The 16,645-nt window shown below is 63.0% G+C and carries 13 protein-coding genes and 1 tRNA gene; all 14 read left to right on the top strand.

Annotated features, from left to right (window positions below; all coding sequences use genetic code 11):
- Positions 1 to 1,164 (top strand): elongation factor Tu (gene tuf, locus B447_RS20320; protein WP_002945300.1); only part of this gene is annotated, 1,164 nt, incomplete at its 5' end.
- Between the two features lie 57 nt (positions 1,165 to 1,221).
- Positions 1,222 to 1,297: transfer RNA gene (locus B447_RS20315), tRNA-Trp, on the top strand.
- Positions 1,298 to 1,321: 24 nt separating this feature from the next.
- On the top strand, positions 1,322 to 1,669 hold the full coding sequence (gene secE, locus B447_RS20310) for a preprotein translocase subunit SecE (protein ID WP_002931551.1): 348 nt from the start codon (positions 1,322 to 1,324) through the stop codon (positions 1,667 to 1,669).
- A gap of 1 nt (position 1,670) precedes the next feature.
- Positions 1,671 to 2,204, top strand: a complete 534-nt coding sequence (nusG, locus tag B447_RS20305) for a transcription termination/antitermination protein NusG (protein WP_002931553.1) — start codon at positions 1,671 to 1,673, stop codon at positions 2,202 to 2,204.
- A gap of 107 nt (positions 2,205 to 2,311) precedes the next feature.
- Complete coding sequence (gene rplK / locus B447_RS20300) at positions 2,312 to 2,743, top strand: 50S ribosomal protein L11 (protein WP_002931554.1); 432 nt, start codon at positions 2,312 to 2,314, stop codon at positions 2,741 to 2,743.
- Between the two features lie 2 nt (positions 2,744 to 2,745).
- Positions 2,746 to 3,444, top strand: coding sequence for a 50S ribosomal protein L1 (gene rplA / locus B447_RS20295; RefSeq protein WP_002945298.1), 699 nt, complete (start codon positions 2,746 to 2,748; stop codon positions 3,442 to 3,444).
- A 256-nt stretch (positions 3,445 to 3,700) separates the two neighbouring features.
- Complete coding sequence (rplJ, locus tag B447_RS20290) at positions 3,701 to 4,204, top strand: 50S ribosomal protein L10 (protein ID WP_002931561.1); 504 nt, start codon at positions 3,701 to 3,703, stop codon at positions 4,202 to 4,204.
- Between the two features lie 57 nt (positions 4,205 to 4,261).
- Complete coding sequence (rplL, locus tag B447_RS20285) at positions 4,262 to 4,633, top strand: 50S ribosomal protein L7/L12 (protein ID WP_002931563.1); 372 nt, start codon at positions 4,262 to 4,264, stop codon at positions 4,631 to 4,633.
- Positions 4,634 to 4,843: 210 nt separating this feature from the next.
- Positions 4,844 to 8,977: a DNA-directed RNA polymerase subunit beta gene (rpoB, locus tag B447_RS20280; RefSeq protein WP_002945296.1), complete on the top strand. Its 4,134-nt coding sequence runs from the start codon at positions 4,844 to 4,846 to the stop codon at positions 8,975 to 8,977.
- A gap of 77 nt (positions 8,978 to 9,054) precedes the next feature.
- Positions 9,055 to 13,269, top strand: coding sequence for a DNA-directed RNA polymerase subunit beta' (rpoC, locus tag B447_RS20275; protein ID WP_002945294.1), 4,215 nt, complete (start codon positions 9,055 to 9,057; stop codon positions 13,267 to 13,269).
- A 134-nt stretch (positions 13,270 to 13,403) separates the two neighbouring features.
- Positions 13,404 to 13,781 carry a 30S ribosomal protein S12 gene (rpsL, locus tag B447_RS20270; RefSeq protein ID WP_002931569.1) on the top strand — a complete coding sequence of 126 codons (378 nt, stop codon included), beginning with the start codon at positions 13,404 to 13,406 and terminating at the stop codon, positions 13,779 to 13,781.
- A 33-nt stretch (positions 13,782 to 13,814) separates the two neighbouring features.
- Positions 13,815 to 14,285, top strand: a complete 471-nt coding sequence (gene rpsG, locus B447_RS20265; protein ID WP_002931571.1) for a 30S ribosomal protein S7 — start codon at positions 13,815 to 13,817, stop codon at positions 14,283 to 14,285.
- Positions 14,286 to 14,392: 107 nt separating this feature from the next.
- Positions 14,393 to 16,492: an elongation factor G gene (gene fusA / locus B447_RS20260; RefSeq protein ID WP_002945292.1), complete on the top strand. Its 2,100-nt coding sequence runs from the start codon at positions 14,393 to 14,395 to the stop codon at positions 16,490 to 16,492.
- A gap of 48 nt (positions 16,493 to 16,540) precedes the next feature.
- On the top strand, positions 16,541 to 16,645 hold a 105-nt coding region (locus B447_RS20255), incomplete at its 3' end, for a GTP-binding protein (protein WP_002945289.1).

Below are 16,645 nucleotides of genomic sequence, written 5' to 3'. Positions count from 1 at the left end.
AAGCCGCACGTGAACGTTGGCACGATTGGCCACGTTGACCACGGCAAGACCACGCTGACCGCTGCGATCACCACGATTCTGTCGAAGAAGTTCGGTGGTGAAGCGAAGGCCTATGACCAGATCGACGCGGCGCCCGAAGAGAAGGCGCGCGGCATCACCATCAACACCGCGCACGTCGAGTACGAAACCGCTGCTCGCCACTACGCGCACGTTGACTGCCCGGGCCACGCCGACTACGTCAAGAACATGATTACCGGTGCTGCCCAGATGGACGGCGCGATCCTGGTGTGCTCGGCCGCTGACGGCCCGATGCCGCAGACGCGCGAGCACATCCTGCTGGCCCGTCAGGTTGGCGTGCCGTACATCATCGTCTTCCTGAACAAGTGCGACATGGTCGACGACGAAGAGCTGCTCGAGCTGGTCGAGATGGAAGTGCGCGAGCTGCTGTCGAAGTACGACTTCCCGGGCGACGACATTCCCATCGTCAAGGGTTCGGCGCTGAAGGCGCTCGAAGGCGACCAGTCGCCGATCGGCGAGCCGGCAATCCTGGCGCTGGCCGATGCGCTGGATTCGTACATCCCGACGCCCGAGCGCGCCATCGACAAGCCCTTCCTGCTGCCGATCGAAGACGTGTTCTCGATCTCGGGTCGTGGCACCGTGGTGACCGGTCGTGTCGAGCGTGGCATCGTCAAGGTTGGCGAGGAAATCGAGATCGTCGGCATCAAGGCCACGGTCAAGACCACCTGCACCGGCGTTGAAATGTTCCGCAAGCTGCTCGACCAGGGTCAGGCCGGCGACAACGTTGGCGTGCTGCTGCGCGGCACCAAGCGTGAAGACGTCGAGCGTGGCCAGGTGCTGTGCAAGCCGGGTTCGATCAAGCCGCACACGCACTTCACGGGCGAAGTGTATGTGCTGTCGAAGGAAGAGGGTGGTCGTCACACCCCGTTCTTCAACAACTACCGCCCGCAGTTCTACTTCCGTACCACGGACGTGACCGGTTCGATCGAGCTGCCCGAGGGCACCGAGATGGTCATGCCGGGCGACAACGTGTCGATCACCGTCAAGCTGATCGCCCCGATCGCCATGGAAGAAGGTCTGCGCTTCGCCATCCGTGAAGGCGGTCGTACCGTCGGCGCCGGCGTGGTTGCCAAGATCATCGAGTAATTACTCGTAATTGCCAGAAAGCGCACCCGCCTGGGTGCGCTTTGCAGTGTCTGCTGCAGGGGTATAGCTCAACTGGCAGAGCGTCGGTCTCCAAAACCGAAGGTTGGGGGTTCGATTCCCTCTGCCCCTGCCATATTTTCTCGGGTGGTTATCCGCAATGGCCGATAAGTTGAAATTCGCGCTGGCGCTGGCACTGTTGGCAGCCGGCGTGGTCGGCTTCTATCTGCTTTCCGAGCAGCCGCTCGTGCTGCGCGTGCTGTCGGTGCTGGTCGGTTTTGGTGCTGGTGTCGCAGTCGCCTCCTTTTCGGAGCAGGGGCAGCGTTTCATCGGCTTTGCGCGTGAATCGATCACCGAAGTCAAGAAAGTCGTCTGGCCCAGCCGCAAGGAAACCATGCAGACCACTGGTCTGGTGTTTGCCTTCGTGGTGGTCATGGCGATCTTCCTGTGGCTGACCGACAAGACCCTGGAATGGGTTCTCTACGATCTCGTTCTGGGTTGGAAGTGATATGACGAAGCGTTGGTATGTGGTTCACGCCTACTCGGGCTTCGAGAAGTCCGTGCAGCGCGCGCTGATCGAGCGCATCAATCGCGCCGGCATGCAGGATGGCTTTGGCCAGATTCTGGTGCCGGTCGAGGAAGTGATCGAGATGCGCAACGGTCAGAAGACCGTGACCGAACGCAAGTTCTTCCCGGGTTATGTTCTCGTCGAGATGGAAATGAACGACGAGACCTGGCATTTGGTCAAGTCGACGCCGAAAGTCACCGGTTTCGTCGGTGGTACGGCGAACAAGCCTGCGCCGATCTCCGAGAAGGAGGTCGCGAAGATCATGCAGCAGATGCAGGAAGGGGTGGAGAAGCCTCGTCCGAAGGTGCTGTTCGAGATCGGCGAAGTCGTGCGCGTCAAGGAAGGTCCGTTTACCGACTTCCATGGCTCGGTCGAGGATGCCAACTACGAGAAGAACAAGCTGCGTGTGTCAGTGACCATTTTTGGTCGCGCCACGCCAGTCGAGCTGGATTTCGCGCAGGTCGAGAAGACTTGAGCGTAAAGGCGGGCCCGCGGGCCTGCCGTAGCCCGTTCACGCGGGCGATGCGAGGAGCGTCGGGCGGCTGCCCGGTGCGCTAGCACTCATCACAGGAGCAAGCCTCAATGGCAAAGAAAATCATTGGTTACATCAAGCTGCAGGTTCCGGCCGGTAAGGCCAACCCCAGCCCCCCGATCGGTCCGGCGCTTGGTCAGCGCGGCCTGAACATCATGGAGTTCTGCAAGGCGTTCAACGCCAAGACCCAGGGCATGGAGCCCGGTCTGCCGATTCCGGTGGTGATCACTGCCTTCGCCGACAAGTCCTTCACCTTCATCATGAAGACGCCGCCGGCGACGATCCTGATCAAGAAGGCTGCAGGTATCCAGAAGGGCTCGCCGAAGCCGCACACCGACAAGGTGGGCAAGGTGACCCGCGCCCAGGTTGAAGAGATTGCCAAGGCCAAACAGCCCGATCTGACCGCTGGCGACCTCGAAGCTGCCGTGCGCACCATCGCCGGCTCCGCCCGCAGCATGGGCATCACCGTGGAGGGCCTGTAATCATGGCGAAACTGTCCAAGCGAGTTCAGGCGCTGCGCGCGAAGGTTGACCGCAACCAGGCTTATCCGGTGGCCGACGCCCTGCGTCTGGTCAAGGAGTGCGCAACCGCCAAGTTCGACGAGTCGATCGATATCGCCGTGAACCTCGGTGTCGACGCACGTAAGTCGGACCAGGTCGTCCGCGGCTCGGTCGTGCTGCCCGCCGGTACCGGCAAGAGCGTGCGCGTCGCCGTGTTCGCCCAGGGTGACAAGGCCGAGGCTGCGCGCGCAGCCGGTGCCGAAGTCGTCGGTTTTGACGATCTTGCCGAGCAGGTCAAGGCGGGCAACCTCGACTTCGACGTCTGCATCGCGACGCCCGACGCCATGCGCGTGGTCGGTCAGCTCGGTCAGATCCTCGGTCCGCGTGGCCTGATGCCGAACCCGAAGGTTGGCACCGTCACCATGGACGTGGCGACGGCGGTCAAGAACGCCAAGGCCGGTCAGGTTCAGTACCGTACCGACAAGGGTGGCCTGGTGCACGCGACCATCGGTCGTGCGTCCTTCGAGGTCGAAGCGCTGCAGCAGAACCTTGCCGCATTCGTCGAGGCGCTCGTGAAGGCCAAGCCGGCTGCTGCCAAGGGTGTCTACCTGCGTCGTATCGCCGTGTCGAGCACCATGGGTGCCGGCGTGCGTGTCGAGACGGCCAGCGTCACCGCTGCGTGATTGCCGCGAGCGGCTGCACCGGAGTGCAGCCGCTCGCAAGAACTTTGAGCCGTTGCCGCCCGTGGGCGGTTGCGGATCGTCAAAGACCGCAGGTGCGTATGCCGAGAGGCCGCGCTTAAGCATGAAGATGGCCTGCGCAGACGGTGTGCTCAGAACAGGATTTGGCCGGCAAGCCGGCCGTGCTCCTGATCCAGGTCGCCGTGGGTGCGGAGCGCGATGTGCGTTCCGCGTGTGGACTTGAAAGGAGGAAAGGCCTGTGGGTCTCAATCTCGATGACAAGAAAGCCGTAGTGGCTGAGGTGTCGGCACAAGTGGCCAACGCTCAGACGATCGCGGTGGCCGAGTATCGCGGCATTGCGGTGGGTGACCTCACCGTGCTGCGCGCAAAGGCCCGCGAATCTGGCGTTTACCTGCGCGTGCTGAAGAACACCCTGGTGCGTCGTGCCATTGCCGGCACGCCGTTCGAGGGCCTCGCCGACCAGCTGACCGGGCCGTTGATCTACGGCATCTCGCAAGATCCGGTTGCTGCTGCGAAGGTGTTGAACGATTTCGCCAAGGGTAACGACAAGATCGTCCTGAAGGCCGGTTCCTATGCGGGCGACACGCTCGACCAGGCCGGTGTGCAGGCGCTCGCTTCGATCCCGAGCCGCGAAGAGCTGCTCGCCAAGCTGCTGGGTGTCATGCAGGCGCCGGTTTCCGGCTTTGCTGGCGCGCTGGCCGCCCTCGCCAAGAAGCGCGAGGAAGAAGGCGCCGCTGCTTGAGTCGTGTGTTCCGCTACGAAAGTTTTCTGAAAAAAATCGATTCTGGAGTTATTTGAAATGGCAATCAGCAAAGAAGACATCCTGGAAGCCGTTGCCGGCATGACCGTGATGGAACTGAACGACCTGGTCAAGGCGTTCGAAGAGAAGTTCGGCGTGTCCGCTGCCTCGCTGGCCGTCGCTGCCCCGGGTGCCGCCGCCGCTGCCCCGGTTGAAGAGAAGACCGAATTCGACGTCGTTCTGCTCGAAGCCGGCGCCAAGAAGGTTGAGGTCATCAAGGTCGTGCGTGCTGCGACCGGCCTGGGCCTGAAGGAAGCGAAGGATGTGGTCGACGGCGCGCCGAAGACCGTGAAGGAAGGCGCTCCGAAGGCTGACGCCGAAGCGCTGAAGAAGCAGCTGGAAGAAGCTGGCGCCAAGGTCGAGATCAAGTAATACTCGATGACCCAGCGGGGCTGGCACTCTTCGGAGTGCCGGCCCTTTCGTGCTTTGTAATCGAGATCGCGGAATATTCTGCGATCAACGATGCCAGGCCAGAGCGTTTGCCGAATCTCCGCGCACGCGTGCAGTCATACCGCAGCGTGCAGGAAGCAGCCGAACGTTGTGTCCTGTCTTTCCGATGTTAGCCCTCTAGCCGGAGCATCCATGGCGTATTCCTACACCGAAAAGAAACGTATCCGCAAGAGCTTCGCCAAGCGCGCGGCCGTGCTCGATGCGCCTTTCCTGCTCGCCACCCAGATCGAGTCGTTTGCCGAGTTCCTGCAGGCCGACACGCCGCCCGACGTGCGGCGGAACCAGGGTCTGCAGGCCGCATTCACGTCGATCTTCCCGATCTCGAGCCACAGCGGCAACGCCCGTCTCGAGTACGTGCAGTACATGCTCGGCGAGCCCGCCTTCGATGTGACCGAGTGCCAGCAGCGCGGCCTGACCTTCGCGTCGCCGCTGCGCGCGCGCGTGCGCCTGGTGATCATGGATCGCGAAGCGCCCAAGGAGACGATCAAGGAGGTCAAGGAGCAGGAAGTCTACATGGGCGAGATCCCGCTCATGACGGATACCGGCTCCTTCGTGATCAACGGTACCGAACGCGTCATCGTTTCCCAGCTGCACCGTTCGCCCGGCGTGTTCTTCGAGCACGACCGCGGCAAGACGCACTCGTCGGGCAAGCTGCTGTTCTCGGCGCGCATCATTCCCTACCGCGGATCGTGGCTGGACTTCGAGTTCGACCCGAAGGACTTCCTGTACTTCCGTGTTGACCGTCGACGCAAGATGCCGGTGACGATCCTGCTGCGGGCGATCGGCATGACGCCCGAAGAGATTCTCGCCACTTTCCACGATACCGACACCTTCCACCTGCAGGGTGAGGGCGCGCAGTTCGAGCTGGTGGCCGAGCGACTGCGTGGCGAGGTGGCCCGTTTCGATATCACCACTGCCGATGGCCGGATCATCGTCGCGCGTGACAAGCGCATCACGTCCAAGCACATTCGCGAGATCGACCAGGCCGGCGTCAGGACGATGGCGGTGCCGGACGATTTCCTGCTTGGCCGCGTGGTGTCCACGAACGTCGCCGATCCGGAGACCGGAGAGGTGCTCGCGCGCGCCAATGACGAGATCACCGAGGACCTGCTCGACAAGTTCCGCCTGGCTGGCGTCACGGCGCTGAGCACGCTCTACATCAATGATCTCGATCGCGGCGGTTACATTTCGCAGACCCTGCGCATCGACGAGACCGCCGACCAGTGGGCTGCGAAGGTTGCGATCTACCGCATGATGCGCCCGGGCGAGCCGCCCACCGAGGACGCCGTCGAGGGGCTGTTCCAGGGCTTGTTCTACGCCGAGGAGCGCTACGACCTGTCCTCCGTCGGCCGCATGAAGTTCAATCGCCGCGCCTACCCGGAGAAGATCGACGACAAGGCGCCGGGCTGGATCAAGCGCTTCTACGAGCGCGTTGGCGCGCAGGGCGAGGATGGCCCGGGCGTGCTCACCAACGACGACATCCTTGCGGTGGTCGGCGTGCTGGTCGAGCTGCGTAACGGCCGTGGCGAAATCGACGACATCGACCACCTCGGCAACCGCCGCGTGCGTTCGGTGGGCGAACTGGCCGAGAACCAGTTCCGCGCCGGTCTCGTGCGCGTCGAGCGTGCGGTCAAGGAGCGCCTTTCGCAAGCTGAGTCCGACAATCTGATGCCGCACGACCTGATCAACGCCAAGCCGATCTCGGCGGCGATCAAGGAGTTCTTCGGCTCCAGCCAGCTGTCGCAGTTCATGGACCAGACCAACCCGCTGTCCGAGATCACGCACAAGCGTCGCGTCTCCGCACTCGGCCCCGGCGGTCTGACGCGCGAGCGCGCCGGCTTCGAGGTGCGCGACGTGCACCCGACGCACTATGGCCGCGTGTGCCCGATCGAGACGCCGGAAGGCCCGAACATCGGTCTGATCAACTCGCTCGCCGTGTATGCGCGCACCAACCGCCACGGCTTCCTCGAGCCCCCCTACCGCAAGGTCAACGACGGCAAGGTCACGGACCAGATCGATTTCCTGTCGGCGATCGAGGAAGGCCAGTACGTGATCGCGCAGGCGAACGCCGAGATCGACGAAGCCGGCATGCTGGCGGGCGACCTCGTGTCCTGCCGCCACAAGGGTGAGTTCCTGCTCGCGACCTCGGACATGGTGCAGTACATGGACGTGGCGCCGGGGCAGATCGTGTCGGTGGCAGCGTCGCTGATTCCCTTCCTCGAGCACGACGATGCGAACCGCGCGCTGATGGGCGCCAACATGCAGCGCCAGGCCGTGCCCTGCCTGCGCCCGGAGAAGCCGCTGGTCGGCACCGGTATCGAGCGCCGTGTTGCGGTCGACTCGGGTACCGCCGTGCAGGCCCGTCGTGGTGGCGTGGTGGATTATGTCGATGCGAACCGGATCGTGATCCGCGTTCACGATGCCGAGACCCTGCCGGGTGAAGTGGGTGTCGATATCTACAACATGATCAAGTACACCCGTTCCAACCAGAACACCAACATCAACCAGCGTCCGGTGGTGAAGGTGGGCGATGTGCTGGGCAAGGGCGATGTGATTGCCGACGGCGCATCGACCGACCTCGGCGAACTCGCGCTCGGCCAGAACATGCTGGTCGGCTTCATGCCCTGGAACGGCTATAACTTCGAGGACTCGATCCTCATCTCCGAGCGCGTGGTCGCCGACGACCGCTTCACCTCGATCCACGTCGAGGAGCTCACCGTCGTCGCTCGTGACACCAAGCTCGGACCCGAGGAGATCACCCGCGACATCGCGTCGCTGGGCGAGGCGCAACTGTCGCGCCTGGACGAATCGGGCATCGTGTACATCGGCGCCGAGGTCGAGGCCGGTGACGTGCTGGTCGGCAAGGTCACGCCCAAGGGCGAAACCCAGCTGACGCCGGAAGAGAAGCTGCTGCGCGCGATCTTCGGCGAGAAGGCGTCCGACGTGAAGGACACCTCGCTGCGCGTGCCCTCGGGCATGGTCGGCACCGTGATCGACGTTCAGGTCTTCACCCGCGAGGGCATCGAGCGCGACAAGCGCGCGCAGTCGATCATCGACGACCAGCTGCGCAGCTTCAAGACCGATCTCGCCGACCAGATGCGCATCGTCGAGCGTGACGCCTTCGCGCGTATCCGCCGCATGATCCTCGGTCAGGTCGCCAATGGCGGTCCGAAGAAACTGGCCAAGGGCAGCGAGCTCAATGACGCCTATCTCGATGGCCTCGAGCCCTATCACTGGTTCGACATCCGCCTTGCCGACGAGGCGCTGGCGGTGCAGCTCGAAGCAGTGCGCGAGGGTCTCGAGACCACCCGCAAGGACTTCGAGCAGGCCTTCGAGATCAAGAAGAAGAAGCTCACCCAGGGCGATGAGCTGCCCCCGGGCGTGCAGAAGATGGTGAAGGTCTACCTGGCCGTCAAGCGCCGCCTGCAGCCGGGCGACAAGATGGCAGGCCGCCACGGTAACAAGGGCGTGGTGTCGAAGATCGTTCCGGTCGAGGACATGCCGTACATGGAAGACGGCACTCCGCTGGACATCGTGCTCAACCCGCTCGGCGTGCCGTCGCGGATGAACATCGGCCAGATCCTCGAGACCCACCTGGGTTGGGCAGCGAAGGGCCTTGGCCAGCAGATCGACCGCATGCTGCAGGCGCAGGCCTCGGCGACGGAGCTGCGTGGTTTCCTCGAGCAGATCTACAACGACAGCGGTCGTCCCGAGCAGCTCGACGAACTCGACGACGGCGCCGTGCGTGAGCTCGCAACCAACCTGAAGAAGGGTGTGCCCTTCGCGACGCCGGTGTTCGATGGCGCCAAGGAGGAAGAGATCCGCCAGATGCTCGAGCTCGCCGGTCTGCCGACCGGTGGCCAGGTCACCCTGTATGACGGCCGTACCGGCGAAGCCTTCGAGCGTAAGGTGACGGTGGGCTACAAGCACGTGCTCAAGCTGCACCACCTGGTCGACGACAAGATGCACGCACGTTCGACCGGTCCGTACTCGCTCGTTACCCAGCAGCCGCTGGGCGGCAAGGCGCAGTTCGGTGGCCAGCGCTTCGGTGAGATGGAAGTGTGGGCGCTGGAAGCTTACGGCGCGGCCTACACGCTGCAGGAAATGCTGACGGTCAAGTCCGATGACGTGACCGGCCGGACCAAGGTGTACGAAAACATCGTCAAGGGCGAGCACAAGATCGATTCCGGCATGCCGGAGTCCTTCAACGTGCTGGTGAAGGAAATCCGTTCGCTCGCGATCGACATCGATCTCGACCGCAGCTGATCCCGTACCAAACAACCCGCCCGCGATTGAATCCCGGGGACGCAGTCGAGCCGGCTGCGTCCCGGATGGAGTGAACAATGAAGAGCCTGCTCGCTGACCTGTTCAAGCAAACCCTGCCGAACGAGGAAGAGTTCGACGCGATCACCATCGGTCTCGCGTCCCCGGACAAGATCCGGTCCTGGTCCTATGGGGAAGTCAAGAAACCCGAGACCATCAACTACCGTACGTTCAAGCCGGAGCGTGACGGCCTGTTCTGCGCCAAGATCTTTGGCCCGGTCAAGGATTACGAGTGCCTGTGCGGCAAGTACAAGCGGCTCAAGCACCGTGGCGTGATCTGCGAGAAGTGCGGCGTGGAAGTGACCTTGTCCAAGGTCCGCCGTGAGCGCATGGGCCACATCGAACTGGCCTCGCCGGTCGCCCACATCTGGTTCCTGAAGAGCCTGCCGAGCCGTCTCGGCATGGTGCTCGACATGACCCTGCGCGACATCGAGCGCGTGCTCTATTTCGAGGCCTTCGTCGTCGTCGAGCCTGGCATGACCCCGCTCAACCGCGGTCAGCTGCTCACCGAGGACGACTACCTGTCGAAGGTCGAAGAGTACGGTGACGAGTTCGACGCCGTGATGGGCGCCGAGGGTGTGGCCGCGCTGCTGCGCAGCCTGGACATCAACCTCGAGGTCGAGAAGCTGCGCGGCGACCTGGAGACGACCAACTCGGAAGCCAAGATCAAGAAGTTCTCGAAGCGCCTGAAGGTGCTCGAGGCCTTCCAGCAGTCCGGCATCAAGCCCGAGTGGATGGTGCTCGAGGTGCTGCCGGTGCTGCCCCCCGACCTGCGTCCGCTGGTGCCGCTGGACGGTGGTCGCTTCGCCACCTCCGACCTCAACGACCTCTATCGTCGCGTCATCAACCGTAACAACCGCCTCAAGCGTCTGCTCGAGCTCAAGGCGCCCGACATCATCGTGCGCAACGAGAAGCGCATGCTGCAGGAGTCGGTCGACTCGCTGCTCGACAACGGCCGCCGCGGCAAGGCGATGACCGGCGCCAACAAGCGTCCGCTCAAGTCGCTGGCCGACATGATCAAGGGCAAGGGCGGCCGCTTCCGTCAGAACCTGCTCGGCAAGCGTGTCGACTACTCCGGCCGTTCGGTGATTACCGTGGGTCCGCAGCTCAAGCTGCATCAGTGCGGCCTGCCCAAGCTGATGGCGCTCGAGCTGTTCAAGCCCTTCATCTTCAACAAGCTCGAGCTGATGGGGCTGGCCACGACCATCAAGCAGGCCAAGAAGATGGTGGAGTCGCAGGAGCCGGTGGTGTGGGACATCCTCGAAGAGGTGATCCGCGAGCACCCGGTCATGCTGAACCGCGCTCCGACGCTGCACCGCCTCGGCATCCAGGCTTTCGAGCCGGTGCTGATCGAAGGCAAGGCGATCCAGCTCCACCCGCTCGTCTGCGTCGCCTTCAACGCCGACTTCGACGGCGACCAGATGGCCGTCCACGTTCCGCTGTCGCTGGAAGCACAGATGGAAGCCCGCACCCTGATGCTGGCCTCCAACAACGTGCTGTCGCCGGCCAACGGCGAGCCGATCATCGTGCCGTCGCAGGACATCGTGCTGGGCCTGTACTACGCGACCCGCGAAGGCGTGAACGTGCCGGGCGAGGGCATGATCTTCACCGACGTGTCGGAAGTGAAGCGTGCCTACGAGTCCGGCCAGATCGCGCTCCATGCGCGCATCACGGTGCGCCTGAAGGAAGCCGACCTGGGCCCGAACGGTGAGCGCATCGAGCGGATCGTTCGCCACGACACGACCGCCGGCCGCGCCATCCTGTCCGAGATCCTGCCTGCGGGTCTGCCCTTCAGCGTGATCGACAAGGCGCTCAAGAAGAAGGAGATCTCCAAGCTCATCAACGCCTCGTTCCGCCGTTGCGGCCTGCGTGCCACCGTGATCTTCGCCGACAAGCTGATGCAGTTCGGCTACGGCCTGGCTACCCGCGCCGGCCTGTCGATCGCGGTCAAGGACATGCTTGTGCCCAACGCGAAGCACGACCTGATCCGTGCCGCCGAGGCCGAGGTGAAGGAGATTGCGCAGCAGTACACCTCCGGCCTCGTCACCGATGGCGAGCGCTACAACAAGGTCGTGGATATCTGGGGCCGTTGTGGCGACCAGGTCGCCAAGGCGATGATGGAGCAGCTCGGTTCCGAAGAGGTGGTCAACCGCGAGGGCAAGACCGTCCGCCAGGAGTCGTTCAACTCGATCTACATGATGGCCGACTCGGGTGCCCGTGGTTCCGCTGCCCAGATCCGCCAGCTTGCCGGCATGCGCGGCCTGATGGCCAAGCCGGACGGCTCGATCATCGAGACGCCGATCACGACGAACTTCCGTGAAGGCCTCAACGTTCTGCAGTACTTCATCTCGACGCACGGCGCCCGTAAGGGTCTGGCCGATACCGCGCTGAAGACCGCGAACTCGGGTTACCTTACCCGCCGCCTGGTCGATGTGACCCAGGATCTGGTGGTGATCGAGGACGACTGCGGCACCCGCGAAGGCTTCAACATGAAGGCCCTCATCGAGGGTGGCGAGGTGGTCGAGCCCCTGCGCGAGCGCATCCTCGGCCGCGTGTGCGCCGAGGACGTGGTGAATCCGGAGACGCAGGAGACGGTGATCGAGTCGGGCAGCCTGCTGGACGAGGATGCAGTCGACCTGATCGAGAGCCTTGGCGTCGATGAAGTCAAGGTGCGCACGCCGCTGACCTGCGAGACCCGCTATGGTCTGTGCGCGAAGTGCTACGGTCGCGACCTCGGTCGCGGCAGCATGGTCAACTCCGGCGAGGCGGTCGGCGTCATTGCCGCACAGTCGATCGGCGAGCCCGGCACGCAGCTGACGATGCGGACCTTCCACGTCGGCGGTGCGGCGTCGCGAGCGGCAGCAGCCAGCGGGGTGGAGGCCAAGTCCGCCGGCTCGATCCGATTCGCCGGCAACATGCGCTACGTCGCCAACGCCAAGGGCGAGAAGATCGTCATCGCGCGTTCGGCCGAGCTGGTCGTGGCCGATGACCTCGGTCGCGAGCGCGAACGCCACAAGCTGCCGTACGGTGCCTTGCTGCTGGTCGACGACGGCCAGGCGATCAAGGCCGGCACCCAGCTGGCGAGCTGGGACCCGCACACCCGCCCGATCGTGACCGAGTACGCCGGTACGGTGAAGTTCGAGAACGTCGAGGAAGGCGCGACCGTCGCCAAGCAGATCGACGAGGTCACCGGTCTGTCGACTCTGGTGGTCATCGACTCCAAGCGGCGTTCGTCGACCGGCACCGCCAAGGGCGTGCGCCCGCAGGTGAAGCTGCTCGATAGCAATGGCGAAGAAGTGAAGATCGCCGGGACCGAGCATTCGGTGGCGATCACCTTCCAGGTCGGCTCGCTGATCACGGTCAAGGACGGCCAGCAGATCAACGTTGGTGACATTCTTGCCCGTATTCCGCAGGAATCGGCAAAGACCCGCGACATCACCGGTGGTCTGCCGCGCGTTGCCGAACTCTTCGAGGCCCGTGCGCCCAAGGATGCCGGCATGCTCGCGGAGTACACCGGCACGGTGTCCTTCGGCAAGGAGACCAAGGGCAAGCAGCGCCTGGTCATCACCGAGCCGGATGGCACCTCGCACGAGTTCCTGATCCCGAAGGACAAGCACCTGATGGTGCACGACGGTCAGGTGGTGAACAAGGGCGAGCTGATCGTGGACGGTCCGGCGGATCCCCACGACATCCTTCGCCTGCAGGGCATCAACGAACTTGCGCGCTACATCATCGACGAGGTGCAGGACGTTTACCGACTGCAGGGCGTGAAGATCAACGACAAGCACATCGAGGTGATCGTTCGCCAGATGCTGCGCCGCGTGGTCATCACGGATCCGGGCGATAGCCGCTTCATCCGCGAGGAGCAGGTCGAGCGTTCCGAGGTTCTGGACGAGAACGATCGCCTCGAGGCCGAGGGCAAGTTGCCGGCGCACTACGAGAACGTGCTCCTCGGTATCACCAAGGCGTCGCTGTCGACCGACTCGTTCATCTCCGCGGCATCCTTCCAGGAAACCACGCGCGTGCTGACCGAAGCGGCGATCATGGGCAAGCGCGACGAGCTGCGCGGCCTGAAGGAGAACGTCATCGTCGGTCGACTGATCCCGGCAGGTACCGGTCTTGCATACCATCGCAGTCGCAAGGCGCAGGAGCAGGGCATGGATCTGGGTGCGGATCATGCGTGGGCGCCGGCGGAAACCGTTGCGGAAACGCAGCAGGACATCGAGGCTAGTTGACTTATCGGTCTGCCTCGGACTAAACTCCGGCCTCTTTTTTGTGGACTGACCAATCGTAGTCAGTCGCAGCCGGAATAATCCGCCCGCGGCGGCCCATGGTGGGCTGCCGCGGTCTTATGGGAAATTCTTAAGCTATGCCAACAATCAATCAGCTTGTCCGCAAGCCGCGCCAGATGGAAGTTGCGAAGAGCAAGGTCCCGGCGCTCGAGGCCTGCCCGCAAAAGCGTGGTGTTTGCACCCGCGTCTACACCACGACCCCGAAGAAGCCGAACTCGGCGCTTCGTAAGGTCGCCAAGGTGCGTCTCACCAATGGTTTCGAGGTCATCTCGTACATCGGCGGTGAAGGTCACAACCTCCAGGAGCACTCTGTCGTGCTGATCCGTGGTGGTCGTGTCAAGGACTTGCCGGGTGTGCGCTATCACATCGTTCGTGGCTCCCTCGACCTTCAGGGTGTCAAGGATCGTAAGCAGTCGCGCTCGAAGTACGGTGCCAAGCGCCCGAAGAAAGCCTGATTGTTGGCCCAAGAAATTTAGCGAGAGGTTGTCATGCCGCGTCGTCGTGAAGTACCCAAGCGCGAGGTTCTGCCGGATCCGAAGTTCGGAAACCAGGATGTCTCGAAGTTCATCAACGTGATCATGCAGTCGGGCAAGAAGTCCGTTGCTGAGCGCATCGTCTATGGTGCGTTTGATCACATCACCTCCAAGTCCGGCAAGGATCCGCTCGAGGTGTTCTCGACCGCGGTTGCGAACGTGAAGCCGGTTGTCGAAGTCAAGAGCCGTCGCGTCGGTGGTGCCAACTATCAGGTGCCGGTTGAAGTGCGTCCGTCCCGTCGTATGGCGCTGTCGATGCGTTGGTTGCGCGAAGCTGCGCGCAAGCGTGCCGAGAAGTCGATGGCTCAGCGCCTCGCCGGTGAGCTGCTGGAGGCCGCCGAAGGTCGTGGTTCCGCCATGAAGAAGCGTGAAGAAGTTCACCGCATGGCCGAAGCCAACAAGGCGTTCTCGCACTACCGCTTCTGATCCTGGTTGGTGGCGGTAACTCGGGCCCTGTACAGGGCTCGATTGTTTTCTAACGCATGAAATCGTTCATCGCGTCACAGGCGCGCATAACAGAAGGCAGGTAAAACGTGGCCCGCAAGACTCCCATCGAGCGCTACCGCAATATCGGTATCTCCGCTCACATCGACGCCGGCAAGACGACTACGACCGAGCGTATCCTCTTCTACACCGGCGTGAGCCATAAGCTCGGTGAAGTGCATGATGGCGCAGCTACCACCGACTGGATGGTGCAGGAGCAAGAGCGTGGCATCACCATCACCTCCGCGGCGGTGACCTGCTTCTGGAAGGGTATGGATAACTCCTATCCCGAGCACCGCTTCAACATCATCGATACGCCGGGACACGTGGACTTCACCATTGAAGTCGAGCGCTCGATGCGCGTTCTGGATGGTGCGTGCATGGTGTATTGCGCCGTTGGTGGCGTGCAGCCGCAGTCCGAGACCGTGTGGCGCCAGGCGACCAAGTACAAGGTGCCGCGTCTGGCCTTCGTGAACAAGATGGACCGTTCGGGTGCCAACTTCTTCAAGGTCGTCGACCAGATGAAGACCCGTCTCAAGGCCAATCCGGTTCCGGTGGTGGTGCCGATCGGTGCCGAAGATTCCTTCAAGGGCGTGGTCGATCTGCTCAAGATGAAGGCGATCATCTGGGACGAGGCCTCCCAGGGCATGAAGTTCGATTACCAGGAGATCCCGGCTGACGTCGTGGCGACTGCGGAAGAGTGGCGCGCCAACATGGTCGAGGCTGCGGCTGAAGCGAACGAAGATCTGATGAACAAGTACCTCGAGGAAGGCGAGCTTTCCGAAGAGGAGGTCATTGCGGGTCTGCGTGCGCGCACCCTGGCCTGCGAGATCCAGCCGATGCTGTGCGGCACCGCGTTCAAGAACAAGGGTGTTCAGCGCATGCTTGACGCGGTCATCCAGTACCTGCCGTCGCCGATCGACATTCCGCCGGTTGCTGGCGTGGATGACGACGAGAAGGAAGTTGTGCGCTACGCCAAGGACGACGAGAAGTTCTCGGCGCTGGCGTTCAAGCTGATGACCGACCCGTTCGTAGGTCAGCTCACCTTCATTCGCGTCTACTCGGGCGTGCTGGAGTCGGGTTCGACGGTGCTGAACTCGGTCAAGGGCAAGAAGGAGCGCATCGGCCGCATCCTGCAGATGCACGCCAATGATCGTGAAGAGATCAAGGAAGTGCTCGCGGGCGACATCGCTGCTGTGGTCGGCCTCAAGGACGTTACGACCGGCGAGACCCTGTGCGACATCTCGGCGCCGGTCATCCTTGAGCGCATGGTGTTCCCGGATCCGGTGATCCACGTTGCGGTCGAGCCCAAGACCAAGAGCGACCAGGAAAAGATGGGTCTGGCTCTCGGTCGACTGGCTGCCGAGGATCCGTCCTTCCGCGTCCGTACCGACGAAGAGTCGGGTCAGACCATCATCTCGGGCATGGGCGAGCTGCACCTCGAGATCATCGTCGACCGCATGCGCCGCGAGTTCAACGTCGAGGCGAACGTCGGTGCGCCGCAGGTTGCCTACCGCGAGACCATCCGCAAGGCTGCGATGGACGTCGAAGGCAAGTTCGTCAAGCAGTCCGGCGGTCGTGGTCAGTACGGTCACGTCGTCATCAACCTTGAACCGGCCGAGCAGGGCAAGGGCTACGAGTTCGTCGATGCGGTCAAGGGTGGTGTCGTTCCGCGTGAGTACATCCCGGCGGTCGACAAGGGTATCCAGGACACCCTCAACAGTGGCGTGCTGGCGGGCTTCCCGGTCGTTGATGTCAAGGTGACGCTGCACTTCGGTTCCTACCACGACGTCGACTCGAACGAGAACGCGTTCAAGATGGCCGGCTCGATGGCGTTCAAGGACGCGATGCGCAAGGCCAGTCCCGTGCTGCTCGAGCCGATGATGGCTGTGGTGGTCGAGACGCCGGAAGACTACATGGGCAACGTCATGGGTGACCTGTCGGGTCGCCGCGGTATCGTCCAGGGTATGGATGACATCCCGGGTGGCATGAAGGAAATCAAGGCCGAGGTGCCGCTGGCCGAGATGTTCGGTTACGCTACCCAGCTGCGCTCGCTGACCCAGGGTCGCGCGACCTACTCGATGGAGTTCAAGCACTACGCTGAAGCACCGAAGAGTGTGGCCGAGGCCGTCATCAGCAGCCGCAAGTAATTCCAGCAATTCAGAATTTCAGCAACTTCAACATAAGGACCCGCGAACATGGCGAAGGGTAAGTTCGAACGCACCAAGCCGCACGTGAACGTTGGCACGATTGGCCACGTTGACCACGGCAAGACCACGCTGACCGCTGCGATCACCACGATT

It is taken from the genome of Thauera sp. 27 (genome assembly GCF_000310125.2).
Classification (GTDB): domain Bacteria; phylum Pseudomonadota; class Gammaproteobacteria; order Burkholderiales; family Rhodocyclaceae; genus Thauera; species Thauera mechernichensis.
Note: the sequence above shows the minus strand (reverse complement) of the source record. Positions and strands in the feature narration are given on the sequence as shown.

What these genes read in the sequence shown, in the direction of transcription:
- rplA (WP_002945298.1), top strand. Translation starts at nt 2,746, where the DNA reads ATGGCGAAACTGTCCAAGCGAGTTCAGGCGCTGCGCGCGAAGGTTGAC.
- secE (WP_002931551.1), top strand. Translation starts at nt 1,322, where the DNA reads ATGGCCGATAAGTTGAAATTCGCGCTGGCGCTGGCACTGTTGGCAGCC.
- rpoC (WP_002945294.1), top strand. Translation starts at nt 9,055, where the DNA reads ATGAAGAGCCTGCTCGCTGACCTGTTCAAGCAAACCCTGCCGAACGAG.
- rplK (WP_002931554.1), top strand. Translation starts at nt 2,312, where the DNA reads ATGGCAAAGAAAATCATTGGTTACATCAAGCTGCAGGTTCCGGCCGGT.
- rplL (WP_002931563.1), top strand. Translation starts at nt 4,262, where the DNA reads ATGGCAATCAGCAAAGAAGACATCCTGGAAGCCGTTGCCGGCATGACC.
- nusG (WP_002931553.1), top strand. Translation starts at nt 1,671, where the DNA reads ATGACGAAGCGTTGGTATGTGGTTCACGCCTACTCGGGCTTCGAGAAG.
- rpsL (WP_002931569.1), top strand. Translation starts at nt 13,404, where the DNA reads ATGCCAACAATCAATCAGCTTGTCCGCAAGCCGCGCCAGATGGAAGTT.
- rpoB (WP_002945296.1), top strand. Translation starts at nt 4,844, where the DNA reads ATGGCGTATTCCTACACCGAAAAGAAACGTATCCGCAAGAGCTTCGCC.
- rpsG (WP_002931571.1), top strand. Translation starts at nt 13,815, where the DNA reads ATGCCGCGTCGTCGTGAAGTACCCAAGCGCGAGGTTCTGCCGGATCCG.